Genomic DNA, 26,219 nt, shown 5'->3' with positions numbered 1-26,219 from the left:
GACAAGAAGGGCATGAGGGAGCGGGCCAGCGCGTCGGTCCAGGGTCTCGGCATCCAGACGATCCAGAACATGGGTCAGGCCGTCGAGACCCTCTCGGGTGGTCAGCGACAGGCCGTCGCCGTGGCGCGGGCGGCGGCCTTCGGCAGCAAGGTCGTCATCCTCGACGAGCCGACTGCCGCGCTCGGGGTCAAGGAGGGCAACGCGGTGCTGGACATGATCAGGCGGCTGCGCGACGCGGGCCTGCCGGTCATCCTCATCAGCCACAACATGCCCCACGTGTGGGAGGTCGCTGACCGCATCCACATCCAACGGCTCGCCCGTCGGGCCGCGGTGGTCACGCCGGAGTCGCACACGATGAACGACGGCGTCGCCATCATGACGGGGGCGATGACCGTCGACGGCAACGACGCACGGGCCGCTGACCCCCGGGCGGAGCCGGCGCCATGACCATCGTCGTCGGCTACATCCCGACCGAGGAGGGCTCAGCCGCCGTCGACTCGGCGATCGCCGAGGCCCAGCGGGCCGCTTCCCCGCTCATCGTCGTCAACACGGGTCACTACGGCGACTTCTCGCATCCCACCTACGCCACGGAGCAGGACGTCGATGCCCTCGACGCCCAGCTGACGGCGGCCGGGGTGGAGCACGAGATCCGGCGCCCGACCGACGGCGGCTCGGCTGCCGACGCCATCCTCGAGGCGGCCGCCGAGACCGGTGCAGACCTCATCGTCATCGGCATCCGGCGGCGCTCTCCGGTCGGCAAGCTCCTCACGGGTAGCACCGCCCAGCAGATCCTCCTCGATGCCAACTGTGCCGTCCTCGCGGTGAAACCCCGGCTGCGGGCGCCGGCCTGAGCCAGGTCTCGTCCTGACACCAGTGTCGTCCCCACCGTTCGGCCTCCTGCGGAACAACATGCAGGTGGCCGAACGGCGTTGTGCGAGGGTTGGTCGATGCCGAGCCTGACTCGCCGGGAAGCCCTGGACCGCGGTCGCGCGATCACCGTGACGTCCTACGACGTGGCCCTCGACCTGCGCACCGGTCCCACGGTCTTCGGGAGTGTCAGCACGATCCGCTTCACGGGTCACCGGCCTGGCGGAGAGACGTTCCTCGACGTGCGGGCGAGCGAGGTCCACGGGATCACCTTCAACGGGCGACAGCTCGACCCCTCGTGCGTCGTCGACGGGCGCCTGATCCTCGAGGACCTCGCTGCCGACAACGAGCTCGTGTGCGCCGCGACGATGGCCTACAGCCGCGACGGGCAGGGGCTCCACCGGTCCGTCGACCCCGCGGACGGGGAGGCCTACGTCTACGGTCACGCCTTCCTCGACGCCGCTCCCCGCATCTTCGCCTGCTTCGACCAGCCGGACCTCAAGGCGCCCTACTCCGTGCGCGTCTCGGCGCCCGACGGCGCAGCGGTGCTCGGCAACGGGGCGGCGACCGACCTCGGCGACGGCAGGTGGCGGCTGGCGACGACGCCGCCGCTCGCGACGTACTTCGTCACCGTCTGCGCGGGTCCCTGGGTGTCCGTGCGGGCCGTGCACGACGGCATACCCCTTGGCCTGCACGCCCGCGCGTCGATGCGCGAACCGTTGCAGCGGTGGGCCGCCGACCTGATCGAGGTGACCGCCGCGTCCTTCGACCACTACCACTCGCTCTTCGGCATCCGCTATGCGTTCGGCGAGTACCACCAGGTCTACGTCCCCGAGTTCAACGCCGGCGCGATGGAGAACCCCGGCTGCATCATCCTGCGCGACTCCCAGCTCTTCCGGGGGGCGGCCAGCGACGACTCCCTGCTGACCCGGGCCCGGACCGTCGCCCACGAGCTGGCGCACATGTGGTTCGGGGATCTCGTGACGATGCGGTGGTGGGACGACCTGTGGCTCAACGAGTCGTTCGCGGAGTACTTGGGGAGCCGAACGCTCGTCGCGGCAACGGAGTTCACCGATGCCTGGGTCTCGTTCGGCATCTCCCGCAAGACATGGGGGTATGCCGCGGAGCGGGCTCCCAGCACCCATCCCGTGGCGGGGGCGCCGGCCCTCGACGCGGACGCGGCGCTGCAGGACTTCGACGGGATCTCCTACGCCAAGGGCGCCTCGGTGCTGCGCCAGCTCATCGCCTACGTGGGTGACGACGCGTTCATCGAGGGGACGGCGGCATACCTGAAGGAGCACGCCTTCGGCAACGGCAGCCTGGCCGACCTCCTCGCGGCGCTCGAGTCGGTGAGCGCAAAGGACCTCGGTGCGTGGAGCCGGGCGTGGCTCCTCACTGCAGGCCGGGACCGGCTGTCCGTCGAGACGACCGTCGTCGCGGGGCAGGTCACCGCGGCGACGCTGCGTCGGGTCGTCCCAGCGGGCGACCGGGCCGACCGTCCGCACGCCCTCGACGTCGCGGGTTTCACCGACGGGGTCGAGGCCGTGCGCACGACGGTCCTCGTCACCGGGGACGAGACGCCACTGCCCGAGCTCGTCGGCCGTCCCCTCCCGGCGGTCCTCGTGCCCAATGCCGGCGACCTGACCTGGGCCGGCGTGGACCTCTCGCAGGCGGTCCTCGACGCCCTGCCCGACCAGCTAGCCGCCATCCCGGATGCGGTGGCCCGCACCGTCGTGTGGGGCGCCCTCATCGACGGTGTCGCCCGAGGGAGCCTCGATCCGCGCACAGTGCTGGACCTCGTCGACGCCGGCTGGACGCAGGAGACCAGCTCGGCGATCGTCGAGCGGGTCGCCGACGAGGTCACCCGCCGGCTCATCCCCGACTTCCTTCCCGAGGCAGAGCACGACGAGGCATGGCTGCGGCTGTCCGGCGCGGCAACGCGGCTGCTCGACGTGGCCGAGGCCGGGTCCACCCGGGCGCTCGTCGCGGCTCGGACCATCGCGGCCGTCACGGACGACGAGCACCTGCTCCGTCGGTGGGTCGCGGGGGAGGGCCTGCCGGCCGGCCTGTCCGGCGACACCGACTTCCGTTGGGACGTCGTCGCCAACCTGGCCCGGCGCGGGCTGCTCGACGAGGCGGGAATCGAGGCCGTCGAGGCGCAGGACCGCACCATCTCGGGGCAGGCGACCGCGCTGCGGGTCCGGGCCACCGTCCCGACACCCGAGGCCAAGTCTTGGGCCTGGGGGCAGCTGACCCGGCGCACCGGCCGGTCCAACCACGAGCTCAACGCACTCGCGGCCGGGTTCTGGGTCACCCCCGACCTCGAGCTCGTCCGCCCCTACGTCGCCCGGTTCTTCGACGAGGTCCCCGACCTCATCGGGTGGCTCGGCGAGGACGCGCTCGCCCGGGTCGTCAAGCTCGGCTTTCCGCGGGTGGTCGAGACCGCCACCGCCGAGCTGGGTGCCGCGGCGTTGACCCGCACCGACCTCACACCTGCGGTGTCCCGCAACCTGCTCGACGGGGCGTGGGCCCTGGGCGAGGCGCTCGCCTCCCGGGAGCGCTGGGCCCGCTGACGGGCGGTGCCGCGCGCTGACGGCGCTGACCGGCGCTGACCGGCGTTGACCGGCGCTGACGGGCGAGGGGTCAGCGGCGGTTGGTGTACTGCAGGGCGGTGTCGAGGTCCTTGCCGTTGAGCAGCTGTTGCACCGCCTGGAGGTCGTCGCGCGACTTGCTCGTCACCCGCAGCTCGTCGCCCTGGATCTGCGACTTGACCGACTTCGGGCCCTCGTCGCGGATGATCTTGCCGATCTTCTTGGCGACCTCCTGGGAGATGCCCTCCTTGAGCCCGATCTCGAGGCGGTACTCCTTGCCGGAGATGCGCGGCGTCGGCGTCTTGTCGTCGTTGCCGTAGTCGAGGTGCTTGAGCGAGACCTTCCGCTTGATCAGCCAGGTCTGGAAGACATCGAGGACGGCGAGGGCGCGCTCCTCGGAGTTGGCCTTGATGAGGACCTTCTCCTCGCCGGAGAACTCGATCGAGGCGCCGACGTTCTTGAAGTCGTAACGGGTCGACACCTCCTTGGAGGCGGTGTTGAGGGCGTTGGCGACCTCCTGCTTGTCGATCTTGCTCACGATGTCGAACGACGAGTCAGCCATGGCGTTCCTTAGGGTCGGTCTGGTCTCTGGGGGTGCTGCGCTGGCGCCGGCCCGGCCAGATTCGGGGTGATTTCAGCGGCCCGACGGTTGCTTGCTATCCTTCCATGCGCACCACGGCAGGTTGCCCGAGCGGCCAATGGGAGTGGACTGTAAATCCATCGCGAAAGCTTCGAAGGTTCGAATCCTTCACCTGCCACCACCGGTGTCAAAGGGCCCCTGACCAGCGGAGACGCTGTTGAGGGGCCCTTTGTCCGTGGCCGGGAGGTGACGACACCCCCAGCGGGTCCACCGGGTCGTCGGCCGCGCTATCCTGACATCTGCACACCTGTTCAGACATAGGGGTTCCAGATGGTTAAGGCGAAGGCGGTCATGTCGATCGACGCGTGTGGGCTGAAGCTGGTCGACCCGGTCAAGGTCGCCCAGGTGGCCGAGGCGATGCCCGGAGAGGGAGCCGTCAGCGACCTCGCGGACGTGTTCTGCCTGCTGGGCGAGCCGGGACGGTTGCGGTTGCTGGTGGCGTTGCTGGAGGCCGGGGAGCTCTGCGTCTGCGACCTGGCCTCGGTCACGGGGATGAGCGAGAGCGCCGTGTCCCACGCGTTGCGGCTGCTGCGCGCGCACCGGGTGGTGTCGGTGAACCGGCGCGGCCGGATGGCGTTCTACCGGCTGGCTGACGGGCACGTGCGGATGCTGCTCGACCTGGGGCTGACCCACACCGGTCACACCACCGCGATCCACCCCGAGCATGAGGAATCGCCATGAGCGACGACCATCGCCGCGTCGGGGCGACCGGCTCGGAGACCGTCGCCCGGCCACGGCATACTCATGGGGTTGCCGCTGGCGCCGACACCCGCTACCTGAGCATCGCCCTGGCCCTGATCGTCGGGTTCATGGTCGTCGAGGTCGTCGTCGCGCTGACCTCGGGCTCGTTGGCTCTCCTGTCCGATGCCGGTCACATGCTCACCGACGCCGGCGCGATCGGTGCGTCGCTGTGGGCGATCCGCCTCGCCGCACGCCCGGCCACCGGGTCGTGGACCTTCGGGTGGAAGCGCGCCGAGATCCTCTCCGCCGCGGGCAACGGCATCACCCTGCTGGTGGTCGGGGCCCTGGTCGCCTTCGAGGCGATCCGGCGCCTCCTCGACCCGCCGCCGGTGCAGGGCACGCCGGTCCTGGTGGTGGCCCTGCTCGGGGTTGTCGTGAACCTGGCCGCGGCTTGGGTCCTGGCCAGGGCCAACCGGTCCAGCCTCAACGTCGAAGGCGCGTTCCAGCACATCCTGACCGACCTCTACGCCTTCGTCGCCACCTTCGTCGCCGGGGTGGTGATCGTGGCGACCGGGTTCACCCGCGCGGACGCGATCGCCTCCCTGGTCGTCGTGGTGCTGATGTTCCATGCCGCCTGGGGACTGCTGCGCGACTCCGGGCGGATCCTGCTCGAGGCCGCACCGGCGGGGGTGGACCTCGACCAGATCCGGGACCACCTGCGCGAGAACGACCACGTCCTCGACGTGCACGACCTGCACGTGTGGACCGTCACCTCCGACCTGCCCGCGCTGTCGGCGCACGTGGTGGTCGACGACGACTGCTTCCACGACGGCCACACCCCGCAGCTGCTGGACCAGATGCAGGACTGCCTGGTGGGCCACTTCGACGTCGAACACTCCACCTTCCAGTTCGAGCCGGCCAGCCACGGGGACCACGAACACCATGACCACCCCTGAGTCCCGTCCCGCTGTCCGCCTGCCGGTGGCCCGCCCACCGGGCGAAGACGCCCTCACGGACGCCGCGCAGCACGATGACGACTGGTGCGCCGGACCGGCCGCCGCGGGTGCGGATGCAGCAGGCGCGGACGCAGCGGGTGCGGATGCCGGGTGGCTGCGCGCGGCCCGTCGTGCGAGGGCACTGTCGTGGTTCTCCTTGGCCTGGATGACCGGTGAGGGCGCGCTCGGGCTGGCCGCCGGGGTTTCAGCGGGCTCGATCTCCCTGGTCGGCTGGGCCCTGGGCTCGGTCATCGAAGGCCTGGCCTCGATCATCGTCATCTGGCGGTTCACCGGCAGCAGGACCTTGTCGGAGGGTGCCGAGCGACACGCGCAACGAGCCGTCGCCCTCTCCTTCTTCCTGCTCGCCCCCTACCTCGTGGTCGAGTCGCTGCGCGACCTGGTCGGTGGCCAGGACGTCACCAGCAGCACGCTCGGTCTGGTTGTCACCGCAGCCAGCCTGGTCGTCATGCCGCTCCTCGGTCGGGCCAAGCAGCGGCTCGGTGCGCGGCTGGGCTCCGAAGCCACGTCCGGGGAGGGCCTGCAGAACCTCATGTGCGCGGCCCAGGCTGCAGCGGTCCTGGTCGGGCTGACCGCGACCGCCACCCTCGGCTGGTCCTGGCTGGATCCGGCAGTCGGGCTCCTCCTGGCCGGGTGGGCCGTCTACGAGGGCGTCGAAGCCTGGCGCGGGGACGCCTGCTGCTGACGGGGTCACGCGGCCGACCGCTCTCGCGACGTCGAAGGCGGAAAGGGTGTGGACGCCCCGGGAGCCACTCATTGTCGAAGCCCCCGGGGCTCGGCCGCGAATGCCTCAGGAAACGTGCGCCGCCGTGACCACTCCCTGCCCGAGCGACGGGGTCACCAAACCTGATCTCATCCGATGAGAGCGGGGGACCACTGGGGCTGAATCGGCCCGCGGCGGGCTAGCGGGGGGAGACCACGATCCCGAAGTCATGGATCTTGCGGTAGATCGTGGCCCGGGACATCCCCAGTGAGATGGCCGCCTTGGTCTTGTCGCCGTTCGAGTCGATGAGGGACTGGACGACTGCGTCCCGTTCCATCGCCTCGATGAGGCTGAGGCGGCGGCGGCTCACCGTGCGCACCCCGGGCGGCAGGTCGTCGAGCTGGATGGTGCCGGTCCTGCGGTGCCGGATGACGTCGCGCAGGACGTCGAGGACCTCCTGGGCGTTGCCGGGCCACGCCCCCCGCGCCAACGTCGCCATCGCCTCGGGAGAGCAGGTGAGCTGTTCGTTGGGGCCCAGCCGGCCGAGAAAGAACGACACGAGGGCCGGCATGTCGCCCAGGTGCAGGCGCAGCGGAGGCACCACGACCGTCTTCGGGAACAAGGCCATCAGGGCGGTCAGGTCGCGGTTGGCGCGGTGCCCCTGCATCCGGCCGAGGGTGACGGCCACCCAGACGTGGTTCTCCCCGGCGGTGCGGTTGACCTTGCCCAGGGCTGAGGTCAGCTCGCGGAGTCTCGGCCCCTCCAGCGCGTCGACGTGTCGGACCACGAGGCCGTGGTGCGGCCCGTCGAGTGCGGCGTCAATGGCGCTGGACCAGTCCGGGTCGGTGTGCGCGCCGGCCCCGTCGAGCACCGTGACGCGACGGACCGGTTGGTGTCGGAGCTGGACCGCCTGCAGCAGGGCGAGCTTGCCGACGCCTGCCTCTCCGGACAGCGCCAGCCACTCGCCGGTCCGCGACGCCGTCTCGACCTCGCGGCAGGCGCGCAGCCACACGGGGTCCGAGCCAACCAACCCCGGGAGCTGCATCCGGACCGTCGTGTGCTGGGCCGGGCGCTCCGGCACCGCAGGAGGGCCCATCTTCACGTGGATGACGGCTCCCCTGCCGAGGGTCTGCTCGCCGACCGGACGCCCATACATCGTCGCGAACGCGCCCGAGGGGAGCTCGACCCGGAGCGACTGGCGCTGACTGCCCGTCAGGGACTCACCGGCGTGCGCGAGGAGGGAGGCCTGGTCCAACGGGTCGAGCATGGTGCGGGCCTGCTCATTGAGGATGACGGTGTCACCCGTCACGGCGAACACGATTCCGGGCAGGCGTCGGCAGGTGCGCAGGTACTCCTGAAGCAGCTCCAGCTGCTGTGCCCCGGCACCGGCCAGCAGGGCCTGGCGGATCTGCTCGGCGGTGTTCTTCGCGAGCGTGAGCAGCAACGGACCCGCGTCCTTGGTCCAGCAGGTGAGATCGAGCACCGCGACGGTACGCCCCGAGATCGGGTGACGGATCGGGACCCCGACGCAGGACAGCTCCTCGAGGTTCTCGGCGTAGTGCTCATGGCCGAACACGTATGCCGGGCCGCCCACCTCGAGCGCCATGCCGATGCCGTTCGTGCCCACGTTCTCCTCGGCATACCGAAAGCCGGGCGCGAGCTGGATACTGTCCAGGTAGCGGTCGAGCTGGTCGTTGCCGCTCTGCCTTGAGAGCACCAGCCCGGTGGCGTCGGTGAGGATGATGCTCATCGGCTGGTCGTCCAGCTGCATGCGCAGGTTGCGCAGGACCGGGTTCGCGCTGCGGGTGATGGGCGTGTCGCCATCGATGTCGGTGGTGTGTTCCTGGCGGATCCGGTCGGCCGCGATGTTGAAGTCCTTGGACCGTTGCCACGACGAGAAGATGGGGCTCCGGACGTAGCGGGGGTCGAGCGGCTCGGCGCAGAGGAAATGGATCCGGTCGCTGGCGATGAGGTCCTGGGGTGAGCGACGCGGTCGTCCGCGCACCGTGGGTGCCGCCATGGTCACCTGTTTCCGCGACCGTCGTTGGCCGCTCGTCGAGCCGGGTCCTCCGGTGATGCCACCCTGCCTGCCATGGAGCGTAGGCATCTGCATCTCGGTGTAAGTGTCTCAGACTGAGACAGTCCGTGGGGGGTCTGCGGGATAAACCATTTCCCACGGCTCCTGCCGGGGCCGGCGGCGCCTGCCACCACAGGCCCGGACCGAGAGTCAAGCGCGGACGTGGAGCTGAGCCAATGGAACACGTGGACCGAACAGACGCCGAGACCTACAACCCCTGGACCGTGGTCAACCTGGTCTTCGCCCATCTCGCCGAACAGGGCCTGCACCCCGTCCTCGGGGAGAGCGGGGATCCGGGTCCACCGGCACGGGCCCTGCTGGAGGCGCTGGGGATCCAGCCGGCGGCGGAGGGCAACCGCGAGGTGATGCGCGAGGTGCATGCGCACCTCGAGCAGCTGCGCGTCGCGGTCTTCAAGGAGAAGTGACGCCCGGATCCGGACCGGACCTCGGGCTCGTCTCAACGTGAGACCCCCGTCACTACGGGCAATGGGTTGTATGAGCCTCAACGGCCACAACGTCTGGGGTCGTTGTCCCTGTCACTTAACTGAGGAGTGTCGATGAGTCGCCAAAGCGTGGCTAAGGCGCACGAAAAGATTCAGGAGCTCGCCTGGGAGCCGCTGTACCATGAGCCGGTTTCCCAGTACGGGACTGACTACACGTTCCAGAAGGCCAAGAAGAAGGACCCGCTCAAGCAGGTGCTGCGGTCCTACTTCCCGATGCAGGAGGAGAAGGACCACCGGGTCTACGGCGCCGCCGACGGCGCGATCCGCGGCAACATGTTCCGTCAGGTGCAGGAGCGGTGGCTCGAGTGGCAGAAGCTGTTCCTGAGCATCATCCCGCTGCCCGAGATCTCGGCAGCACGAGCGATGCCGTTGCTCTTCCGCAACGTGCCCAACCCCGAGCTGCACAACGGGCAGGCCATCCAGATGATCGACGAGGTCCGCCACTCGACGATCCAGCAGAACCTCAAGCGCCTGTACATGAACAACTACATCGATCCCGCCGGCTTCAACAGCAGCCTCAAGAACTTCCAGAACGACTACTGCGGGACGATCGGACGCCAGTTCGCGGAGGGGTTCATCACCGGTGACGCCATCACCGCTGCGAGCATCTACCTCACCATCGTGGCCGAGACGGCCTTCACCAACACCTTGTTCGTCGCGATGCCGGCTGAAGCCGCTGCCAACGGCGACTACCTCCTGCCGACCGTCTTCCACTCTGTCCAGTCGGACGAGTCCCGACACATCAGCAACGGCTACGCCACGCTGCTCATGGCCCTGGCCGACGAAGGCAACCACCAGCTGCTCGAGCGGGACCTGCGTTACGCCTGGTGGAACAACCACCGGGTCGTCGACGCGGCGATCGGCACCTTCATCGAGTACGGCACGAAGGACCGTCGCAAGGACCGCGAGAGCTATGCGGAGATGTGGCGTCGGTGGATCTACGACGACTACTACCGCAGCTACCTCGTGCCGCTCGAGAAGTACGGCCTGGTCATCCCCCACGACCTGATCGAGGAGTCGTGGAACCAGATCTGGAACAAGGGCTATGTGCATGAGGTCGCCCAGTTCTTCTGCACCGGGTGGCTCGCCAACTACTGGCGCATGGACCCGATGACGGACAAGGACTTCGAGTGGTTCGAGTACAAGTACCCGGGCTGGTACGACAAGTACGGCGCATGGTGGGAGAACTACAACCGGCTCTCGATGCCGAACGGGCACAACCCGATCGTCTTCGAGGACGTCCAGTACCAGTACCCGCACCGCTGCTGGACCTGCATGGTGCCGTGCCTCGTCCGTGAGGACATGGTCATGGCCGAGGTCGACGGCCAGATGCGGACCTACTGCCACGAGGCGTGCCGGTGGACCGACGTCGAGGCCTTCCGTCCCACCTACCAGGGACGCCAGACCCCGAACATGGGCGCTCTCATCGGCAAGCGTGAGTGGGAGACGCTCTACCACGGCTGGAACTGGGCCGACGTCGTCTCCGACATGGGCTACGTCCGCGACGACGGAAAGACGCTCGTCGCGCAACCGCACCTGAACCTGGATCCCAAGAAGATGTGGACCCTGGACCACTTGCGTCGCTGCCCGCCGCTGCAGAGCCCGAACGTGCTGCTCAACCAGATGAAGCCCGAGGAGCAGAAGGCGTTCCACGCCAACTACATCCGCGGCGGTCCGGCTGGGCGTCCGGCACCCGAGCTGGTCTGAGGGACACCCCACGGGCGCGGGGGAGGAGGCGCTGCAGATATGCACGCCACCTCCCCCGCTGTCCCACCCGAGAAGCAAAGGTAGACATGGCCGACAAACACGTCGTGCGATTCGAGCCGGTCGGCATCGAGATCGAGGTCGACGAAGAGCAGACCGTTCTTCGTGCGGCGTCGGAGCAGGGCATCATGCTCATGCACGGGTGCAAGGAGGGACAGTGCGCGGCGTGCAAGTCCTTCGTCCTGGAGGGGGAGGACATCGAGCTGGACTCCTACTCCACCTTTGCCCTGCCCGACTTCGAGAAGGACGAGGGCTGGACACTCCTGTGCCGGGCCCACGTCTACGAGGACGTGACCATCGAGCTGCTCAACTACGACGAGGAGATGATCCGCTCCGGCCTGCCCATCCAGGAGGCCGTTGCGGAGGTCGTGTCAAACGAGCTCGTCACGCCCGACATGCACCACCTCATCCTGCGTCTCGTCGAGCCGACGGCGGTGGCGTTCTTCCCGGGGCAGTACTTCGACCTCACGGTGCCCGGCACCGAGACGACCCGGTCGTTCTCGATCGCCAACGTCTCCTCGCAGGAGAGCGGTCAGCTCGAGTTCGTCATCAAGGTCTACCCGGACGGCGTCTTCTCACAGCTCCTGGACACCCAGCTCGTGCCGGGTGCCCGCGTGGAGGTGGTCGGTCCCTTCGGGGTCTTCACCCTCCGCGAGGGCCGGGACTGTGATCTTGTTTTCGTCGGGGGTGGAGCAGGGATGGCTCCCATCCTGTCGGTGCTGCGCGCGCTCGCCGAGAAGGGCAGCACGCGCAAGGCCACGTTCTACTACGGCGCCCGCCGTCGACGTGACCTCTGCTTCGAGAAGGAGCTCCTCGCGCTGGAGGAGCAGCTGCCCAACTTCCGTTACGTCCCGGCTCTCTCCGATGCCGACGGGGAGCCATGGGAGGGAGAGGTCGGGCTCATCACCGACGTCGTCAAGCGGCACGAGCACGACCTCAGCGAGATGGACTCCTACGTCTGCGGCCCGCCGCCGATGGTCGAGGCAGCCATGGAGGTGCTCAGCGTCCTCGGCGCGCCCGACAAGCGGGTGTATTACGACAAGTTCACGACTACCGGATCTTCCTGAACGCACCAGAGCGAACGAGAGGCGTGCCAGACATGACCACCACCGCGACAGAGCGCAACCTTCCCAAGCCGCAGTTCACCGATGCCGAGGCCGGCGCGAAGGTGTTCCCGGACTCGACGGCGCGCAACTACAACTACTTCACCCCCAAGAAGCGCAAGCAGTCCCACTACGAGGACGTCACCGTCGAGGTCCAGCCGGACCCCCGGCACTACCTCAGCCAGGGCTGGCTCTACGGCTTCTCGAACGGGGTCGGCGGCTACCCGCTGGACTGGACCGCCCTCAAGGCCTGGGGATCGGACCGCCCCGTCCCGGAGCGCTTTCCCGGCTCTGGCGGCAAGGGCTATGACTGGCCGGCCCACGGGTGGCACGAGTTCCGTGACCCCAACGAGGAGTGGGAGCTGACCTTCTTCCGCTACAACTCGAACGTCGAGCGGCAGATCTCCCAGAACGTCGAGACCGCCCGCCACACCGACGCCTTTGCGCAGTGGAACCCCAACTGGGTGCAGTTCGTCGAGCGCAACGTCGGCGCGTGGATGCACGTCGAGCAGGGCCTGGGCCTCTACCTCTTCGCCAATGCCCAGCGGCGGGCACCCACAAACATGCACAACAACGCCATCTCGGTGAACAGCATGCACCGGATCCGGTTCGCTCAGGACCTGGCGCTCTACAACCTCACCCTGAGCGAGGAGATCGAGAACTTCGACGGCACCGCACACGTCGAGGCGTGGAACAGCGACCCGGCCTGGCAGGGCGTCCGGCGGGTGGCCGAGCAGCTGACGGCGATCGACGACTGGGCCGAGGCGATCTTCGCCGCGAACGTGGTCTTCGAGCCCCTGGTGGGAGAGCTGTTCCGCAGCGGTCTGATCCAGCAGGCGTCGCCGCGCAACGGTGACTTCGTCACGCCGACCGTGGTCGGGGCCGGCGAGTACGACTACGCTCACCGCGACCTGCTCTACACGACCGCGATGTTCGAGCCGCTCGTGAGCGACAAGGAGTTCGCCGCCCACAACAAGGAGATCATGGACGGCTGGCTGTCGGTGTGGGTGCCCCGGTGCATCGCCGCGGCCCGCGAGCTGCAGCCGTTGTGGTCCCAGCCCGACATCAAGCCGCCACGCTTCGAGGACAGCCTCGATCGCGCCAAGCACCGCTTCAGTGGCATCCTGTCCGACCTCGGCCTTACCGACCCGAAGGAACTGACCCAATGAGCACCTTCAAGACCGCCGAGAGCCCCTTCAAGAGGGACAGCACGCCGTCGAACATGTGTGGTGTCACCCTGATGAACAACCAGGTCGGCGCGGTCGTCGCCGAGGTGATGGCCACCAAGAAAGGCGTGACGGTGACCCCGCTGCCGTCGATGATCCGGGTCGATGCCGTCAGCCGGATGGACTACGACTACGACGAGATCTCGGAGGCGCTCGGCGAGGAGGAGGGCTTCTTCGACGCCGCCGCGTTCGAGGAGAACATGTCGACCCACTACGGCCGGATGATCCACCTCGACGACCGGACCATCATGTTCGCCAACCCCGAGGACGCCGCCGAATACATCGGATTCGACCTCAAGGCCTCCACGGACTGACCTGCGCCTCCCCGCGCCACCACCTCGTCCGAACCCAATCTCAGGAGAACCCATGTACGAGAAAGACGGTCACAAGTACTTCGTGGTTGACAGCCACATGCATTTCTGGGACGCCAGCCCGGAGAACTGGGTCAAAGGTCATGAGAACTACGCCAAGGGCTGGATCGAGTGCTTCCACGCCTACCAGGGACTGGGCCCGCCCGAGACCCACTGGCCCATCGAGCACTTCCAGAAGTGCTCCGAGGCGGACCTCATGAAGGACGTCTTCGAGGATGGTCACGTCGACGTCGCGGTCTTCCAGCCGACCTACCTCAAGGAGTGGTATAAGGACGGCTTCAACACCACCGAGCGCAACGGCGCGTTGGCCGAGGCGCACCCCGGGAAGTTCATCGTCAACACGAGGTTCGACCCCCGCGATGGCGATCACGGTCTGCGCGAGCTCGCCGAGAACGTCAAGCGGTGGGGCTCCACGGGTGTCAAGCTCTACACGGCGGAGTGGAAGGACGGGTCCCGCGGCTGGACGCTGAAGGACCCCGAGGCCTACCGCTACCTCGAGAAGGCGCAGGAACTGGGCATCAAGAATGTCCACCTGCACAAGGGCCCGACGATCTGGCCGCTGGACAAGGACGCGTTCGACGTCTCCGACGTCGACCACGCCGCGACCGACTTCCCCGACCTCAACTTCATCGTGGAGCACGTCGGTCTGCCGCGGATCGAGGACTTCTGCTTCATGGCGACGCAGGAGCCCAACGTCTACGCCGGTCTGTCGGTCGCCATCGGCGGGCTGATGTACGCCCGGCCGAAGTTCTTCGCCAAGGTGATGGGCGAGCTGCTCTTCTGGGTCGGCGAGGACAAGATGACCTTCGGCAGCGACTACAGCATCTGGGAGCCGAAGTGGCAGGTCGAGGGACTCGTCGACTGGGACTACCCCAGCGACGAGTACTCCGACTACCCGAGGGTCAACGTCAACACCAAGAAGAAGATCCTGGGCCTCAACGCGGCGAAGCTCTACGGCATCGAGGTGCCGGTCGGGTGCGAGCTCGAGGGTGAGGCCGGGACCCCGGCTGCGCAGGACGACGCCAAGCTCGTCGACGATGGCGGTGTCCGGGTGTGACTGACGCTTCGCGGGTGCTGGCCGCCCTCGACACGGTGCGCGACCCCGAGCTTGACGAACCAGTGACCTCGCTGGGATTCGTGGAGTCGTGCACCGTCTCGGCGGACGGGGTGGCGGCAGTCAGTCTGCGGCTGCCGACGTATTTCTGCGCACCCAACTTCGCGTTCCTGATGGTGGCCGACGCCTACGACGCCGTGAACGCGGTCGAAGGTGTCAGTCGGACCGAGGTGGTCCTGGTGGACCATTTCGCGTCCGACACCATCAACGCGGGGGTCGCGGCACGGTCCGGTTTCGTCCAGTCCTTCGACGGCGAGGCGGTGGACGAGCTCGACAGCCTGAGATCGGACTTCGTCCGAAAGGCCGTGCTGGCGGGGACGGACCGGGTATGCCGTCCGCTCCTCGCAGCGGGCGCGACGACGGACGACCTCGCGGTCCTGACCCTGGGCGAAGCCCCCGCGACGGCCGACCGGGAACGACTGCGCGCCCGGCGGGCCGAGCTCGGCCTGCCCTCCGGGGACGACTCCCCACTTCTGGTCGATGCCACCACCGGCAAGGCCGTGGGTGCGCAAGCGCTTCCCCTGCACCTACAGCGGACCCGGCTGACCCGGGTCAGCGCGGAGGCCAACAGCGGCGTATGCCGCGGCCTGCTGCGCGAGCGGTATCCCGCGACGGTGGGCCACGGCCAGGAAGAGGAACGACCATGAGAGCAGTCCGTCTCCACGGGTACCACCAGCAGCCGGTTGTCGACGAGGTCCCCGAACCTGTCGTCAAGGGTCCGCTCGACGTCGTGGTAAAGATTGGCGGGGCCGGTGTCTGCCGCACCGACCTGCACATCATCGAGGGCCAGTGGGCCGAGGCCATGGGGGTCGCCCTGCCCTACACGATCGGGCACGAGAACGCTGGGTGGGTGCACGAGATCGGGTCCGGGGTGACGAACGTCGCTGTGGGCGACACCGTGATCCTGCACCCGACTCCCACGTGCGGCCTGTGCCGGGCGTGCCGGGCAGGGCAGGACATGCACTGTGAGAACAGCGCCTTCCCCGGACTCGACAGCGACGGCGGGATGGCGGACTACCTCCTCACCTCGGCCCGGGCCTGCGTCAAGCTCGACCCGTCGACCCGACCCGAGGACGTCGCCGCCCTCGCGGACGCGGGCATCACGGCATATCACGCCGTCCGCAAGGCCGTGCCGCTGCTCTATCCGGGCACCACCTGCGTCGTCATCGGCGCAGGAGGACTGGGACACATCGGGATCCAGTGCCTCAAGGCTCTCACTGCGACAACGATCGTCGTCGTCGACCGCAACCCGGACGCCCTCGCGCTCGCCACGAAGCTCGGCGCCGACCACACCGTCGTGGCCGACGGCAGCCAGGTCCAGACCGTCCAGGAGATGACCGGCGGCAAGGGCGCCGACGTGGTGCTCGACTTCGTCGCCGAGCAGGGAGCCGAGCAGGACGGGTTCGCCATGACCCGGCCCTCGGGGTCGTACTACGTCATCGGCTACGGCGGCACGCTGACCATCCCCACGCTCGACGTCATCTCGACCGAGCGCAACATCGTCGGCAACATCGTCGGCACCTACAACGAGCTCGTCGAGCTGATGGTCCTGGCCGAGGCCGGGAAGGTCACGTTGCACACCAAGACCTATCCGCTCGATGCGGCACAGGACGCGCTGCGGGATCTCGATGCAGGCCTCGTCAGGGGCCGCGCGATCCTCGTGCCGTAGTCCCCACCCCCGATACCACCCGCGACAAAGGAGAACCCATGGCCAAGGATCTGAGATTTGGCGAAGAAGCCAGAATGCTGCTGCAGTCCGGAGTCGACCAGCTTGCCGAGGCCGTGAAGTCGACCTTGGGGCCGAAGGGCCGCAACGTCATCCTCGAGAAGATCACGGGGTCGCCGGTCGTCACGAACGACGGGGTGACGATCGCGCGGGAGATCCACCTCAGTGACCAGTTCGAGAACATGGGCGCCCAGCTGGTCAAAGAGGCCGCGATCAAGACCAACGACATCGTCGGTGACGGCACGACGACGGCCACGGTCATCGCCCAGGCCATCATCCGGGAGGGCATGAAGGCCATCGGCGTCGGGGGAAACCCCGTGCTGGTCAAGCGCGGCGTCGACATCGCAGTCGGCCTGCTCGTCACGCACTTGCGTGGCGTAGCCCATCCGGTCGTCACTCAGGCGGACTACGCCCGGGTCGCCGCCATCTCCGCGAACAGCGACGAGGTGGTCGGCAACGTCATCGCCGAGGCGCTGTACACGGTCGGGGACGGCGGGATCGTCACCGTGGAGGAGTCGTCGACCCACGGGATGAGTGTGGACTTCGTCGAGGGGTTCGAATACGAGAACGGCTACCTCTCGCCCTACCTGGTGACCCACCCCGCGAGCCTCGAGGCCATCCTCGACGACCCCTACATCCTGCTCTGCAGCGAGAAGATCACCAAGGTGCAGGAGCTGATGCCTATCCTGGACAAGGTGATGCGGGCACCCCGACCCCTGATGGTCATCGCCGAGACCGTGGAGGGGTCGGCGCTCAGCATGCTCGTGCACAACCACGTCAACGGAGTGTTCCGGGCGGTCGCCACGAGGGCGCCGGGCTTCGGTGACCGCCGCCTGCGCAAGCTTGAGGACATCGCCACCATCACCGGCGGTCAGGTCTACAGCAAGCACGCCGGGTTCAGCCTCGAGAACATGACGCTCGACCAGCTCGGCCGGGCGAGGCAGGTGCGGGTCACCGCTGACCGGACCGCGATCATCGACGGTGCCGGTTCCGCTGAGGCGGTGGCCTTCCGGGTGACCCAGCTTCGGGCCGAGCTCGAGCGGGCCACCTTCGGGATCGACGATGACGTCCTGACCGAGCGCATCGGCTCCCTCTCGGGCAAGGTGGCTGTCATCAAGGTGGGTGCCCCGACGAACGCAGAGCTCACTGAACTGCAGCACCGGGTCGAGGATGCCCTGTCAGCCACCAGGGCAGCCATGGCAGAAGGCATCGTCGCCGGTGGCGGCGCGGCCCTGATGCATGCGGCCGTGGCCCTGGATGGGCTCGAGCTCAAGAGCGACTACGCCGTGGGCGTGGAGATCGTGCGGCGTGCCCTGTCCGAGCCGACGTACCTCATCGCCACCAACGCTGGCTACTCCGGGCAGGAAGTGGTGGCCGAGGTCTCGCAGATGGGCGTGGACGGCGGTTTTGACGCCCTCGAGGGTCGGTACGGAGACATGATCGAGATGGGCATCATCGACCCTCTGCGGGTGACCCGGTCGGCGCTCCAGAACGGTGCCTCGGTGGCCGGGCTCCTGCTCACGACGAACACCCTCATCGCCGAGGAGCAGACTCCGTGGGGCGGGAGCAGGGCGTTGATGACCGAGTTCGGGCCGCTGGACGAGGGCCTGCACCAACCCTCTCCGGACTCCAGCACTCCCCAGTCGCTGGGCCTCGGCCCGTCGGTCGGATGACGGCGGACCTGCACCCGGGTGGGCCACCCACCGCCCTGCGGCTGCTCGACGGGGCCGCGGCCGGTGAGCTGGCCGGCCTGTGCGCGACCTTCGAGGAGCTCCAGACCGTGCTGCGGTGCTGCGAGCACCTCGTCGCGGGGCTGGACCCCCGCCGGAGTGGCCCCGGGGGCCCCGACGGCGTGAGCATCGAGGCTGCCTGGACCGTCGCGCTGCTCTCATACGCGCGGTGCTTCCGGACGGGCCCGGACAGCGGGGCGGGCGTAGGACTCACTGAGGAGGACGTCGCGGCCGCGCAACCCGGCGCAGAGGTGCTCGAGTGGCACCAGATCCTGATGCGACTGCGTGACCACTACGCCGATCCCCAGGTGAACCCCCGTGAGCATTTCTCGGTGGGGGTGGCCCAGGACGGGTTCGGTGCGGCAAGTGGCGTGGCCATCACCTCGACCCGGCAGCCCCTCGTGGACGAGGTGACGGTGCGTCAGCTGGGCGCGATCGCCTACGCCCTCAGCACGGCTGTAGATGCGCGGATCGCGGCGCGGCAGGAGGAGCTCTTCGCCGAGGTCAAGGACACCCCACCGGCCGACCTGGACAGGCTCGAGATGCTCGACCTCGCGGTGACCGAGACCCCTCCCCCGGAAGCACCCAACCCGGAAGGGGAACGCGCCCCGGGCGAGTAGGCCCCCGTGAGGGGCGATATCGTCCACGGTCAGCAGCGCAGGTCTGTCCACCAGGAGGAGGGCGGTGTATCAGTCCACGTCTCCCCGGCCGGCGGCCGTCGCCTTCGTCCGCGGCCCGCTGCCGCTCCTCGGACCTGCCTTCGTGGCCGCGATCGCCTACGTCGATCCCGGAAACTTCGCCACCAACATCACGGCCGGTGCGACCTACGGCTACCTGCTCGTATGGGTGCTCGTCGTCAGCAACGTCGTGGCCATGCTCATCCAGTACCTGTCCGCCAAGGCCGGCATCGCCACCGGCCTGAACCTCGGGGAGCTCTGCCGGGAGGTCTGCCCCCGCAGGTTGACCGTGGTCCTCTGGGCGCAGGCGGAGGTCATCGCCATCGCCACCGACCTTGCCGAGGTGCTCGGTGGAGCCATCGCGCTGCGGTTGCTCTTCGGCCTCCCCCTGCTCGTCGGAGGGCTGATCACCGCAGTCGTCGCCTTCGCCCTCCTGGGAGTGCAGTCGCGAGGGGCCCGTCCGTTCGAGGTGGTCATCACGGGGATGTTGCTCGTCGTGCTGGGCGGGTTCGTCTACAGCCTCGTCGCCGGTGGGGTGGACCCCGCGGCCATCGCGTCCGGACTCGAGCCGAGGTTCGAGGGCACCAGCAGCCTCCTGCTGGCCACCGGCATGCTCGGGGCGACGGTGATGCCCCACGTCATCTACCTGCACGGCTCGCTGACCCAGCACCGGTATGCGAGAGCGACGGAGGAGCAACGGCGGGGCCTGCTGCGAAGCCAGCGGGTCGATGTGATCTCCGCGATGAGCCTGGCCGGAGTGATCAACGTCAGCATGCTTGTGGTCGCCGCGCGGGTCCTGTCCGACCAGGTGCCGCCGGTCACGTCGATCGACGCGGCCTACGCGGGGCTCGGGGCCGCCCTCGGCCCCACCGCGGCGGTGCTTTTCGGGCTGGCTCTCCTGGCCTCCAGCTTCGCCGCGTCGGGGGTGGGGACGCTGTCGGGCCAGGTGGTGATGCAGGGCTTCCTGCACCGGCGGATCCCCATCGTCCTGCGGCGGCTCGTCACCCTGGCTCCGGCTCTTGTCGTCATCTGGATCGGCGTCGACGTGACCCAGACCCTCGTGCTGTCGCAGGTGGTGCTCTCCTTTGGCATCCCCTTCGCCCTCGTGCCGCTCGTGGTGTTCACCCGGAGGAGAGAGCTGATGGGGACCCTCGTGAACCACCGATCCACCACGGCTGCTGCGGTGGTCGTCACAGCGGTCGTCATCGCCTTGAATCTGACGCTGGTGTGGCTGACGGTCGCCGGCTGATGGCGGGGGTCGCGCGGGACGGTCGCAGAATGAGACGTCCTCGTGGCGCAGGCCCGATCAGACTGGGCGCCGGGCGGACTCAGCAGGACAGACCCTCATAGAAGGAGAGCACCCATGACCGACGATTCGTCCGGCACGACACCGGAGCAGACCTTCAGACTGATGTATCGCAGCCGCGACCGACTCGCCCCCGAGGACCGCAAGACGGAACTCGGCCGCCTCTTCAGCACGGCCCGCTCGAACAACAAGAAGCGCCACGTCACCGGTGCGCTGCTCGTGTCGGGCGACTGGTTCGTCCAGGTGTTGGAGGGTGACGAAGCCGACGTCAGGTCACTGTTCGCCCGCATCGAGCAGGACCCGCGCCATGACTCGGTGGAGCTGCTCGACGCCGTGCCGGAGTCCGAGCGGGTCTTTGCCCGCTGGTCGATGGCCAAGGTGGCCGGGGACGGCGAGCCGGACATCCCGCTCATCGCCCACGTCGACGGCATCTCGCCCGCAGCCGGGCGTCGCACGACGTCGGAGCAGGATCGACTGCTTGACGTCATGCGCGAAGCGGCGAGCCACGCTCCCGTCGCCTGACACGCGCCCGACACGCGTGTGACCAGCGCCTGAGCCGAGGATCCGCGGAGCGGGTCAGTCGGCAGCCGAAGCGAGCACCACGGCATACGAGCCGACGCCGACGAGTCGGTGGCCCTCGACATCGTCGGGTGTCGACATCACCATCCGGGTGATCACGCCCGACGTGGGGTCGAAGTCGATGTCCTCGACCGTGCCGAGGTCGTCGCCGGCCGTGGAGAGCGCCCGCTTGCCGAGGATCTCGTGCTCCTTGCCGCTGAGGGCCGCGACGTCGGGCGGGGCGTCGGTGATGCGGTCGGCGCCGCTGACCGTCACGGCGTCGGCGCCGAACCCGACGACGTCGCTCCACCGAAGGGTGTTGCCGCTCGGAGCCTTCTTGACGCCCACCGCGACGACGCTCCGGGTGGCGGGATCCACGACGAAGTGGTGGACCCTGCCCACGGTCTGCGCGGTGGAGGTGGCCACGATCTTGCGCTTGCGCGAGTCGCTGAAGAGCATCAACGACCACCCGCCAGCTGGGCCCGGAAGTCGGCAACGGCCGCCCCGAAGCCCGCCAGGTCCCGGCGCACGAAGTCCGTGGCGCTCGCCGGCACCATGAGGTGCTCGCCGGATGCGGCCAACGTGTCGGGCAGCGGGATGAGCAGCGTGCTGCCACCGCTGTCAAGGGCCACGGAGGACTCGATCTCGTAGCCGACGACGTCGCACACACCTCGATCGGCGCCCTCGACCTCGAGGACGACGTCGACCACGGCCCCGAGGTCGGTGCCCGAGTCGGTGAGGACCCGTGAGCCCAGGACGTTGCCGCCCGAGCCGCCGGACGCCGACGACTCGTCGAGGAGGTCGTCGACAGGGGTCAGGGCGGCCTCGTCGGCGACCATGACCGCGGCTGCGCCGAGTGCGACGACCGCTGACCAGGCGAGCCCTTGCTTGAGGGGACCGGCGAACAACCCGCGCCCCGCGAGCGTGAAACCGGCGACCGTGCCGCCGTCGGCGGAGTAGACGATGTCCTTGATCTGTGCGATGTCGTTGCCGGCCATGGTCACCACGGGGCGCTTGGTGATCTCGCTCGACCGCATCAGGCGGCTCATGGCCGGCCGCCGCGCTTCGTCGTCGGGCGTTCGATGATGACGCCTCCGCGTCGACGTCGGGACTGGACCCACAGGACGAGTCCGAGCACGATCCCCATCACGACCAAAGCCACGATGACCCAACCCCACCACTGCATGACTCACCCTTCGTCCCGTGCGGCACGGCCGCCGGGTGGTCACCAGGATCCGAGGCCGCAGCACCGAATCATATCGGGCCGGGGGCGGTGCCCAGCATGCGAGGCGGGTGGTGGGCGAAACACGATGGTGACCCTTTTCGGGTGGCCGGACATGGTCTCTTCCGGTTTGCTGGATGTCCACCGCAACCTCACGCGACCCTTACCTCCCCGAGGAGACATCATGGCCGCACCACCGCCGCAGCTGCACAAGGGCCTCAAGCAGCGTCACCTGACGATGATCGCGATCGGGGGCGTGATCGGCGCCGGGCTCTTCGTCGGCTCAGGTGTCGTCATCAACGGCGCGGGCCCGGCAGCCTTCCTCAGCTATGCCATCACCGGTGTCCTCATCATCATGGTGATGAGGATGCTGGGGGAGATGGCCACGGCCAACCCCTCGACCGGCTCGTTCGCCGACTACGCCCGCAAGGCGTTGGGCGGGTGGGCCGGCTTCTCGGCCGCTTGGCTCTACTGGTACTTCTGGGTCATCGTGGTGGGTTTCGAGGCCGTGGCGGGCGCGAAGGTCCTCACCTACTGGTTCGACGCACCCCTGTGGCTGCTCTCCCTGGGCCTGATGCTCCTCATGACGGCCACCAACCTGTTCTCGGTGTCGTCCTTCGGTGAGTTCGAGTTCTGGTTCGCCGGGATCAAGGTCGGAGCGATCGTCGTCTTCCTCGTGCTCGGAACGCTCTTCGCCGTCGGGCTGTGGCCGGGCCACAGCACCGACTTCAGCAACCTGACCGCACACGGGGGGTTCTTCCCCAAGGGGGTCGGCGCCATCTTCTCCGCCATCGTCGTCGTCATCTTCTCGATGGTCGGCGCGGAGATCGCGACGATCGCAGCCGCTGAGTCGTCGGACCCCGAACGAGCCATCGCCAAGGCGACGAACTCCGTCATCACGCGCATCGCGATCTTCTTCGTGGGATCGCTCTTCCTCCTGGCGGTCATCCTGCCCTGGAACTCGGGGGAGCTCGGCTCATCTCCATACGTCGCAGCCTTCAAGGCGATGGGGATCCCTGCGGCCGACCACATCATGAACGCCGTCGTGCTGACTGCGGTGCTCTCGTGCCTGAACTCTGGTCTCTACACCGCCTCCCGGATGCTGTTCGTCCTCGCAGCACGGCGAGAGGCCCCGGTCCAGCTGATCCGGGTCAACAGTCGTGGCGTGCCGGTCGCGGCCATCCTGACGTCAACCGTGGTCGGCTTCCTCTGCGTCATCGCCGCGGCGGTCTCGCCCGACACGGTGTTCCTGTTCCTGCTCAACTCCTCGGGCGCGATCATCCTGTTCGTCTACCTGCTCATCTGCATCTCGCAGGTCATCCTCCGACGGCGCACCTCCCCGGACCAGCTCCGCGTCAGGATGTGGCTCTTCCCCGGCCTGTCGATCGTGACCATCATCGGCATCGTCGCCGTCCTGGTCCAGATGGGCGCCGTCGAGTCGACACGCTCGCAGCTGGTGCTCAGCCTGCTTGCCTGGGCCGCGGTCCTCGTCTTCTATGTCGTCACCAGGTGGCGGGGTGGCTCGGTCGACGCAGAGCCCACCACGCCGTCGAGGGATGCCGGAGAAGCACGGCGGGTGCTGGTGCTCGCCAACGAGACGGTGGCCGCCGAGGAGCTCGTCGAGGAACTGCACCGCATCGACGGCTCCGGGCACGCGGAGTACTTCGTGTGCGTGCCGGCCAACCCGGTGGATACGGGACAGGCCGACCACGGCGCCGTGTTCATCTGGGCGGCCACCGTCGAGGCGGCGCAGCGGCGGCTGGACTACATGCTGGACTCGCTGCGGACGGGCGGACTCCAGGCGCAGGGTGCTCTCGGCGACTATCGTCCGCTGCATGCGCTGGGCGAGGCCGCCTCCCGCTTCGACCCGGACCAGATCGTCATCTGCACGCTCCCCGTGGAGCGCTCCACCTGGCTGCGTTTTGATGTGGTGGAGCGGGCCCGGACGACCTACGCCGTGCCCGTGACCCATGTCGTCGCCAGGGCAGGCGTCCCCGCGGGCGACGCGCCCTGACGCGAGGACCGGGGGACGAGCACCCGCGGGCAGCACGGCATACGCGGCGGATCCCTGGGTCGTGACCAGCCGGCTAGGACCTGTGGTCGCGCCAGACCCGCTCGAAGGGCAACCGCCACGCGTGCGGGGCGATGAGCTGGTGGATGGCGTTGGGCCCCCAGCTGCCCTGGGCGTAGGGCTTCGCGGCCGGCGGGTCGTCGAGCAGCGGTTGCGAGCGCTCCCAGAGCGACTCGATGCCGTCGGCCGTGGTGAAGAGGGTGTGGTCGCCGCGCATCGCGTCGAGGATGAGGCGCTGATAGGCCTCGAGCACGTCGGAGGCATAGTCGGCCTCGTGGGTGGAGAACTGCAGCGACAGCTTGTCGAGCCGCACCCCCGGCCCGGGACGTTTGCCGTAGAACGAGAGCGAGACCTCCGACTCGTCGGCGAGGTCGAAGGTCAGGTGGTCCGGGCCTTGCTTGCCCACCCCGGAGTCGCCGGGGAACATCGACTTCGGGGCTTCCCTGAAGGCGATCGAGATGATCCGCTGCCCCTCGGCCAGACGCTTGCCGGTTCGGAGGTAGAAGGGGACGCCAGCCCAGCGCCAGTTGTCGATGCCGCACTTGAGCGCGATGAAGGTTTCGGTGTCGCTATCGGCAGGGACGCCGACCTCAGACAGATAACCGCTGTACTGACTGCGCACCACGTCCCCGGAAGCACCGGTAGGAGGGAGCGGAAGACCGTGTTCTTCTCCTCGCTGATCGCCCTCGGCTCGAGGGCCGTCGGCGGCTCCATCGCGACGAAGGCGAGCACCTGGAAGAGGTGCGTCACGACCATGTCGTTGTAGGCACCGGCCGACTCGTAGAACGCCGCCCGACGGTCCAGACCCAACGTCTCGGGGATGTCGATCTGCACGTGGTCGATGAAGCTGCGGTTCCAGATGGGCTCGAACAGCCCGTTGGCGAAACGGAACGCGAGAATGTTCTGGGTCGCCTCCTTGCCGAGGAAATGGTCGATCCGGAAGACCTGGCTCTCGTCGAAGGTCTCGTGGACCTGGTCGTTGAGCAGGACCAGGCCTCAAGTCTGCGGGTTGATGCCTCTGCGCCCGTCAGGTCAATTGTGCGGCTGGCCGCCGCGCAGGCGTCCAAGCCGGTCGGCACGGCACGGTCTCCGGATCCGGGAGGGTGGCCAGTCGTCAACGCGGCGGGAGGCGCAGGTCACGGACCCGAGTTGCCGTGACGCCACCTCAGCGGCCCACCGAGGGGCGTCTAAGGCTGCCCCAGGAGGACATCGTTGGGGCTCAGCCGCCTTGGGGGTCGACCACGGCCTTGATGGTGCGCGACCCCGCGACGGCTGTCAGGGCGTCCCCGAAGCGGCTGAGCGGGAAGCGGTCGGTGATGATCCCGTCGGTCCGCACCCGTCCGGTCCGCAGCTCGAGCAGGGCCCGGTCGAAGCAGTGGATCTGGGCGAAGGACCCCCTGACGGTCAGCTCGCGCGCGAAGATGTCGTAGGGCGAGAAGGGGACCGTCACATCGGCGTCGGCCATGCCGTAGACGAGCACCGTCCCGCCGGTGCGGGTCAGTGCGGCGCACAGGGCCAGCACCGAGGGGGCGCCCGTCGCCTCGACGACGACGTCGAAACCGGACGGAGCGAGGTCGCGCAGGCGGGACGCCGATGCCCCCGGGTCGGCCCGGTCGAGCAGGACCGTCTCGTCCACCCCGAGGCTGCGGGCGACGTCGAGCTTGTGCTGGCTCGGGGCCGCCACGGTGATCCGGGCCGCGCCCCCGTGCAGCAGGAGCTGGGCAAGCAGCAGACCGGTGGGGCCCGCCCCGAAGAGCAGGACGTCGGAGCCGGGGCGCAGGGCGAGGACGTCGGCGCCGTGGATGGCGCAGGCGAGCGGTTCGGTCATGACGGCGACGGCCGGGTCGAGCCCGTCGAGGGGGAAGCACTTCGCCGCGGGGGCGGCCATCAGCTCGGCGAACCCGCCCGGCGCGTTGCACCCCAGCGACCGGAACCGGCTGCAGTAGAGCGGCTGCCCGCGTCGGCAGGGCTCGCACGCACCGCAGACCTCGGTGTTGTCGACGGCGACGAGGTCGCCGACGGCCAGTCCGCCGGCGTCGTCTCCCAGCAGCTCGACCTGACCGACGATCTCGTGGCCGGGCACGAGGGGGTAGGTCGCCATGAAGCCGCCCGCGAGCAGGTGCCGGTCGGTGCCACAGATCCCCGTGAGCACCGGGCGGACAAGGACGTCACCCGGGCGCGGCTCGGGGTCGGGCAGGTCACGCACAGAGACGGAACCGGGTCCGTCGAACACCACGGCGCGCATGGTCACTCCTGGGGCAGGGGACGTCGAACGA

The 26,219-nt window shown here is 68.6% G+C and carries 25 protein-coding genes, 1 tRNA gene and 2 pseudogenes; 20 read left to right on the top strand and 8 right to left on the bottom strand.

Annotated elements, in window-relative coordinates; all coding sequences use genetic code 11:
- The 3 genes from ACLL9L_RS07095 to pepN all read left to right on the top strand — a co-directional run.
- Positions 1-447: ATP-binding cassette domain-containing protein (locus ACLL9L_RS07095; protein ID WP_411283941.1), on the top strand; the 447-nt coding region annotated here is incomplete at its 5' end.
- Positions 444-851, top strand: coding sequence for a universal stress protein (locus ACLL9L_RS07090; protein WP_411283940.1), 408 nt, complete (start codon positions 444-446; stop codon positions 849-851). The genes ACLL9L_RS07095 and ACLL9L_RS07090, both read left to right, overlap by 4 nt.
- A gap of 96 nt (positions 852-947) precedes the next feature.
- The gene (gene pepN, locus ACLL9L_RS07085; RefSeq protein ID WP_411283939.1) at positions 948-3,440 is read left to right on the top strand and encodes an aminopeptidase N; all 2,493 of its coding nucleotides are present in this window, start codon (positions 948-950) and stop codon (positions 3,438-3,440) included.
- A gap of 70 nt (positions 3,441-3,510) precedes the next feature.
- On the opposite strand, the gene ACLL9L_RS07080 is transcribed toward pepN, so the two are convergent.
- A complete protein-coding gene (locus ACLL9L_RS07080) occupies positions 3,511-4,020 on the bottom strand; it encodes a YajQ family cyclic di-GMP-binding protein (RefSeq protein ID WP_411283938.1) in 510 nt (169 codons plus the stop codon).
- 115 nt (positions 4,021-4,135) lie between these two features.
- Here ACLL9L_RS07080 and ACLL9L_RS07075 point away from each other — a divergent pair.
- The 4 genes from ACLL9L_RS07075 to ACLL9L_RS07060 all read left to right on the top strand — a co-directional run bounded on the left by ACLL9L_RS07075 (position 4,136) and on the right by ACLL9L_RS07060 (position 6,477).
- A tRNA-Tyr gene (locus tag ACLL9L_RS07075) sits at positions 4,136-4,219 on the top strand.
- Between the two features lie 149 nt (positions 4,220-4,368).
- A complete protein-coding gene (locus ACLL9L_RS07070) occupies positions 4,369-4,779 on the top strand; it encodes an ArsR/SmtB family transcription factor (RefSeq protein WP_411283937.1) in 411 nt (136 codons plus the stop codon).
- Positions 4,776-5,735: a cation diffusion facilitator family transporter gene (locus ACLL9L_RS07065; protein WP_411283936.1), complete on the top strand. Its 960-nt coding sequence runs from the start codon at positions 4,776-4,778 to the stop codon at positions 5,733-5,735. Before ACLL9L_RS07070 ends, ACLL9L_RS07065 begins: the two co-directional genes overlap by 4 nt.
- Positions 5,722-6,477, top strand: a complete 756-nt coding sequence (locus ACLL9L_RS07060) for a cation transporter (RefSeq protein ID WP_411283935.1) — start codon at positions 5,722-5,724, stop codon at positions 6,475-6,477. The genes ACLL9L_RS07065 and ACLL9L_RS07060 overlap by 14 nt, the downstream gene beginning before the upstream one ends.
- 217 nt (positions 6,478-6,694) lie before the next feature.
- On the opposite strand, the gene ACLL9L_RS07055 is transcribed toward ACLL9L_RS07060, so the two are convergent.
- Positions 6,695-8,515, bottom strand: a complete 1,821-nt coding sequence (locus ACLL9L_RS07055) for a sigma-54-dependent Fis family transcriptional regulator (protein WP_411283934.1) — start codon at positions 8,513-8,515, stop codon at positions 6,695-6,697.
- Between the two features lie 242 nt (positions 8,516-8,757).
- Between ACLL9L_RS07055 and ACLL9L_RS07050 the strand changes: the two genes are divergently transcribed.
- The 12 genes from ACLL9L_RS07050 to ACLL9L_RS06995 all read left to right on the top strand — a co-directional run bounded on the left by ACLL9L_RS07050 (position 8,758) and on the right by ACLL9L_RS06995 (position 20,614).
- Complete coding sequence (locus tag ACLL9L_RS07050; RefSeq protein ID WP_411283933.1) at positions 8,758-8,997, top strand: hypothetical protein; 240 nt, start codon at positions 8,758-8,760, stop codon at positions 8,995-8,997.
- Between the two features lie 132 nt (positions 8,998-9,129).
- A complete protein-coding gene (locus tag ACLL9L_RS07045; protein ID WP_411283932.1) occupies positions 9,130-10,782 on the top strand; it encodes a hypothetical protein in 1,653 nt (550 codons plus the stop codon).
- An 86-nt stretch (positions 10,783-10,868) separates the two neighbouring features.
- Complete coding sequence (locus ACLL9L_RS07040) at positions 10,869-11,906, top strand: NADH:ubiquinone reductase (Na(+)-transporting) subunit F (RefSeq protein WP_411283931.1); 1,038 nt, start codon at positions 10,869-10,871, stop codon at positions 11,904-11,906.
- Positions 11,907-11,938: 32 nt separating this feature from the next.
- Positions 11,939-13,111, top strand: coding sequence for a hypothetical protein (locus tag ACLL9L_RS07035; protein WP_411283930.1), 1,173 nt, complete (start codon positions 11,939-11,941; stop codon positions 13,109-13,111).
- The gene (mimD, locus tag ACLL9L_RS07030; RefSeq protein WP_411283929.1) at positions 13,108-13,482 is read left to right on the top strand and encodes a propane 2-monooxygenase effector subunit MimD; all 375 of its coding nucleotides are present in this window, start codon (positions 13,108-13,110) and stop codon (positions 13,480-13,482) included. The genes ACLL9L_RS07035 and mimD overlap by 4 nt, the downstream gene beginning before the upstream one ends.
- A gap of 52 nt (positions 13,483-13,534) precedes the next feature.
- A complete protein-coding gene (locus tag ACLL9L_RS07025) occupies positions 13,535-14,596 on the top strand; it encodes an amidohydrolase family protein (RefSeq protein WP_411283928.1) in 1,062 nt (353 codons plus the stop codon).
- A complete protein-coding gene (locus tag ACLL9L_RS07020) occupies positions 14,593-15,300 on the top strand; it encodes an iron-sulfur cluster assembly protein (protein WP_411283927.1) in 708 nt (235 codons plus the stop codon). Before ACLL9L_RS07025 ends, ACLL9L_RS07020 begins: the two co-directional genes overlap by 4 nt.
- Positions 15,297-16,322, top strand: coding sequence for an NAD(P)-dependent alcohol dehydrogenase (locus ACLL9L_RS07015; protein ID WP_411283926.1), 1,026 nt, complete (start codon positions 15,297-15,299; stop codon positions 16,320-16,322). The genes ACLL9L_RS07020 and ACLL9L_RS07015 overlap by 4 nt, the downstream gene beginning before the upstream one ends.
- Before the next feature lie 38 nt (positions 16,323-16,360).
- Positions 16,361-18,052 (top strand): chaperonin GroEL, encoded by a 1,692-nt coding sequence (gene groL, locus ACLL9L_RS07010; RefSeq protein ID WP_411283925.1) that lies wholly within the window; start codon positions 16,361-16,363, stop codon positions 18,050-18,052.
- A complete protein-coding gene (locus tag ACLL9L_RS07005) occupies positions 18,049-18,729 on the top strand; it encodes a hypothetical protein (protein ID WP_411283924.1) in 681 nt (226 codons plus the stop codon). The genes groL and ACLL9L_RS07005 overlap by 4 nt, the downstream gene beginning before the upstream one ends.
- Positions 18,730-18,793: 64 nt before the next feature.
- Positions 18,794-20,035: an Nramp family divalent metal transporter gene (locus ACLL9L_RS07000; protein WP_411283923.1), complete on the top strand. Its 1,242-nt coding sequence runs from the start codon at positions 18,794-18,796 to the stop codon at positions 20,033-20,035.
- Positions 20,036-20,149: 114 nt separating this feature from the next.
- Entirely contained in the window at positions 20,150-20,614 is a 465-nt protein-coding gene (locus ACLL9L_RS06995; RefSeq protein ID WP_411283922.1) for a BLUF domain-containing protein, read from the top strand.
- A gap of 54 nt (positions 20,615-20,668) precedes the next feature.
- Here the strand turns inward: ACLL9L_RS06995 and ACLL9L_RS06990 are convergent, their stop codons facing one another.
- Genes ACLL9L_RS06990 through ACLL9L_RS06980 form a run of 3 tightly spaced genes read right to left on the bottom strand, consistent with a single transcriptional unit; the run spans position 20,669 to position 21,836 of the window.
- On the bottom strand, positions 20,669-21,109 hold the full coding sequence (locus tag ACLL9L_RS06990) for a PRC-barrel domain-containing protein (RefSeq protein WP_411283921.1): 441 nt from the start codon (positions 21,107-21,109) through the stop codon (positions 20,669-20,671).
- The gene (locus ACLL9L_RS06985) at positions 21,109-21,699 is read right to left on the bottom strand and encodes a PRC-barrel domain-containing protein (RefSeq protein ID WP_411283920.1); all 591 of its coding nucleotides are present in this window, start codon (positions 21,697-21,699) and stop codon (positions 21,109-21,111) included. The genes ACLL9L_RS06990 and ACLL9L_RS06985 overlap by 1 nt, the downstream gene beginning before the upstream one ends.
- Complete coding sequence (locus ACLL9L_RS06980; protein ID WP_411283919.1) at positions 21,696-21,836, bottom strand: hypothetical protein; 141 nt, start codon at positions 21,834-21,836, stop codon at positions 21,696-21,698. Before ACLL9L_RS06980 ends, ACLL9L_RS06985 begins: the two co-directional genes overlap by 4 nt.
- A 220-nt stretch (positions 21,837-22,056) precedes the next feature.
- On the opposite strand from ACLL9L_RS06980, the pseudogene ACLL9L_RS06975 reads away from it, so the two are divergent.
- Positions 22,057-23,430: pseudogene (locus ACLL9L_RS06975) on the top strand (amino acid permease); the annotation flags it as partial.
- Between the two features lie 529 nt (positions 23,431-23,959).
- Here ACLL9L_RS06975 and ACLL9L_RS06970 read toward each other — a convergent pair.
- The 3 genes and pseudogenes from ACLL9L_RS06970 to ACLL9L_RS06960 form a co-directional block, all read right to left on the bottom strand.
- Positions 23,960-24,568 carry a hypothetical protein gene (locus ACLL9L_RS06970; protein ID WP_411283918.1) on the bottom strand — a complete coding sequence of 203 codons (609 nt, stop codon included), beginning with the start codon at positions 24,566-24,568 and terminating at the stop codon, positions 23,960-23,962.
- A gap of 71 nt (positions 24,569-24,639) precedes the next feature.
- A pseudogene (locus ACLL9L_RS06965) lies at positions 24,640-24,930 on the bottom strand (glucose-6-phosphate dehydrogenase); the annotation flags it as partial.
- 232 nt (positions 24,931-25,162) lie between these two features.
- Entirely contained in the window at positions 25,163-26,188 is a 1,026-nt protein-coding gene (locus ACLL9L_RS06960) for a zinc-dependent alcohol dehydrogenase family protein (RefSeq protein ID WP_411283917.1), read from the bottom strand.
- Between the last annotated feature and the right edge of the window lie 31 nt (positions 26,189-26,219).

The sequence above is a fragment of the Lapillicoccus sp. genome (assembly GCF_046595215.1).
Taxonomy (GTDB): domain Bacteria; phylum Actinomycetota; class Actinomycetes; order Actinomycetales; family Dermatophilaceae; genus Lapillicoccus.
Note: the sequence above shows the minus strand (reverse complement) of the source record. Positions and strands in the feature narration are given on the sequence as shown.

What these genes read in the sequence shown, in the direction of transcription:
- ACLL9L_RS07090 (WP_411283940.1), top strand. Translation starts at nt 444, where the DNA reads ATGACCATCGTCGTCGGCTACATCCCGACCGAGGAGGGCTCAGCCGCC.
- pepN (WP_411283939.1), top strand. Translation starts at nt 948, where the DNA reads ATGCCGAGCCTGACTCGCCGGGAAGCCCTGGACCGCGGTCGCGCGATC.
- ACLL9L_RS07080 (WP_411283938.1), bottom strand. Translation starts at nt 4,020, where the DNA reads ATGGCTGACTCGTCGTTCGACATCGTGAGCAAGATCGACAAGCAGGAG.
- ACLL9L_RS07070 (WP_411283937.1), top strand. Translation starts at nt 4,369, where the DNA reads ATGGTTAAGGCGAAGGCGGTCATGTCGATCGACGCGTGTGGGCTGAAG.
- ACLL9L_RS07065 (WP_411283936.1), top strand. Translation starts at nt 4,776, where the DNA reads ATGAGCGACGACCATCGCCGCGTCGGGGCGACCGGCTCGGAGACCGTC.
- ACLL9L_RS07060 (WP_411283935.1), top strand. Translation starts at nt 5,722, where the DNA reads ATGACCACCCCTGAGTCCCGTCCCGCTGTCCGCCTGCCGGTGGCCCGC.
- ACLL9L_RS07055 (WP_411283934.1), bottom strand. Translation starts at nt 8,515, where the DNA reads ATGGCGGCACCCACGGTGCGCGGACGACCGCGTCGCTCACCCCAGGAC.
- ACLL9L_RS07045 (WP_411283932.1), top strand. Translation starts at nt 9,130, where the DNA reads ATGAGTCGCCAAAGCGTGGCTAAGGCGCACGAAAAGATTCAGGAGCTC.
- ACLL9L_RS07040 (WP_411283931.1), top strand. Translation starts at nt 10,869, where the DNA reads ATGGCCGACAAACACGTCGTGCGATTCGAGCCGGTCGGCATCGAGATC.
- ACLL9L_RS07035 (WP_411283930.1), top strand. Translation starts at nt 11,939, where the DNA reads ATGACCACCACCGCGACAGAGCGCAACCTTCCCAAGCCGCAGTTCACC.
- mimD (WP_411283929.1), top strand. Translation starts at nt 13,108, where the DNA reads ATGAGCACCTTCAAGACCGCCGAGAGCCCCTTCAAGAGGGACAGCACG.
- ACLL9L_RS07025 (WP_411283928.1), top strand. Translation starts at nt 13,535, where the DNA reads ATGTACGAGAAAGACGGTCACAAGTACTTCGTGGTTGACAGCCACATG.
- ACLL9L_RS07015 (WP_411283926.1), top strand. Translation starts at nt 15,297, where the DNA reads ATGAGAGCAGTCCGTCTCCACGGGTACCACCAGCAGCCGGTTGTCGAC.
- groL (WP_411283925.1), top strand. Translation starts at nt 16,361, where the DNA reads ATGGCCAAGGATCTGAGATTTGGCGAAGAAGCCAGAATGCTGCTGCAG.
- ACLL9L_RS07005 (WP_411283924.1), top strand. Translation starts at nt 18,049, where the DNA reads ATGACGGCGGACCTGCACCCGGGTGGGCCACCCACCGCCCTGCGGCTG.
- ACLL9L_RS06995 (WP_411283922.1), top strand. Translation starts at nt 20,150, where the DNA reads ATGACCGACGATTCGTCCGGCACGACACCGGAGCAGACCTTCAGACTG.
- ACLL9L_RS06990 (WP_411283921.1), bottom strand. Translation starts at nt 21,109, where the DNA reads ATGCTCTTCAGCGACTCGCGCAAGCGCAAGATCGTGGCCACCTCCACC.
- ACLL9L_RS06985 (WP_411283920.1), bottom strand. Translation starts at nt 21,699, where the DNA reads ATGAGCCGCCTGATGCGGTCGAGCGAGATCACCAAGCGCCCCGTGGTG.
- ACLL9L_RS06980 (WP_411283919.1), bottom strand. Translation starts at nt 21,836, where the DNA reads ATGCAGTGGTGGGGTTGGGTCATCGTGGCTTTGGTCGTGATGGGGATC.
- ACLL9L_RS06960 (WP_411283917.1), bottom strand. Translation starts at nt 26,188, where the DNA reads ATGCGCGCCGTGGTGTTCGACGGACCCGGTTCCGTCTCTGTGCGTGAC.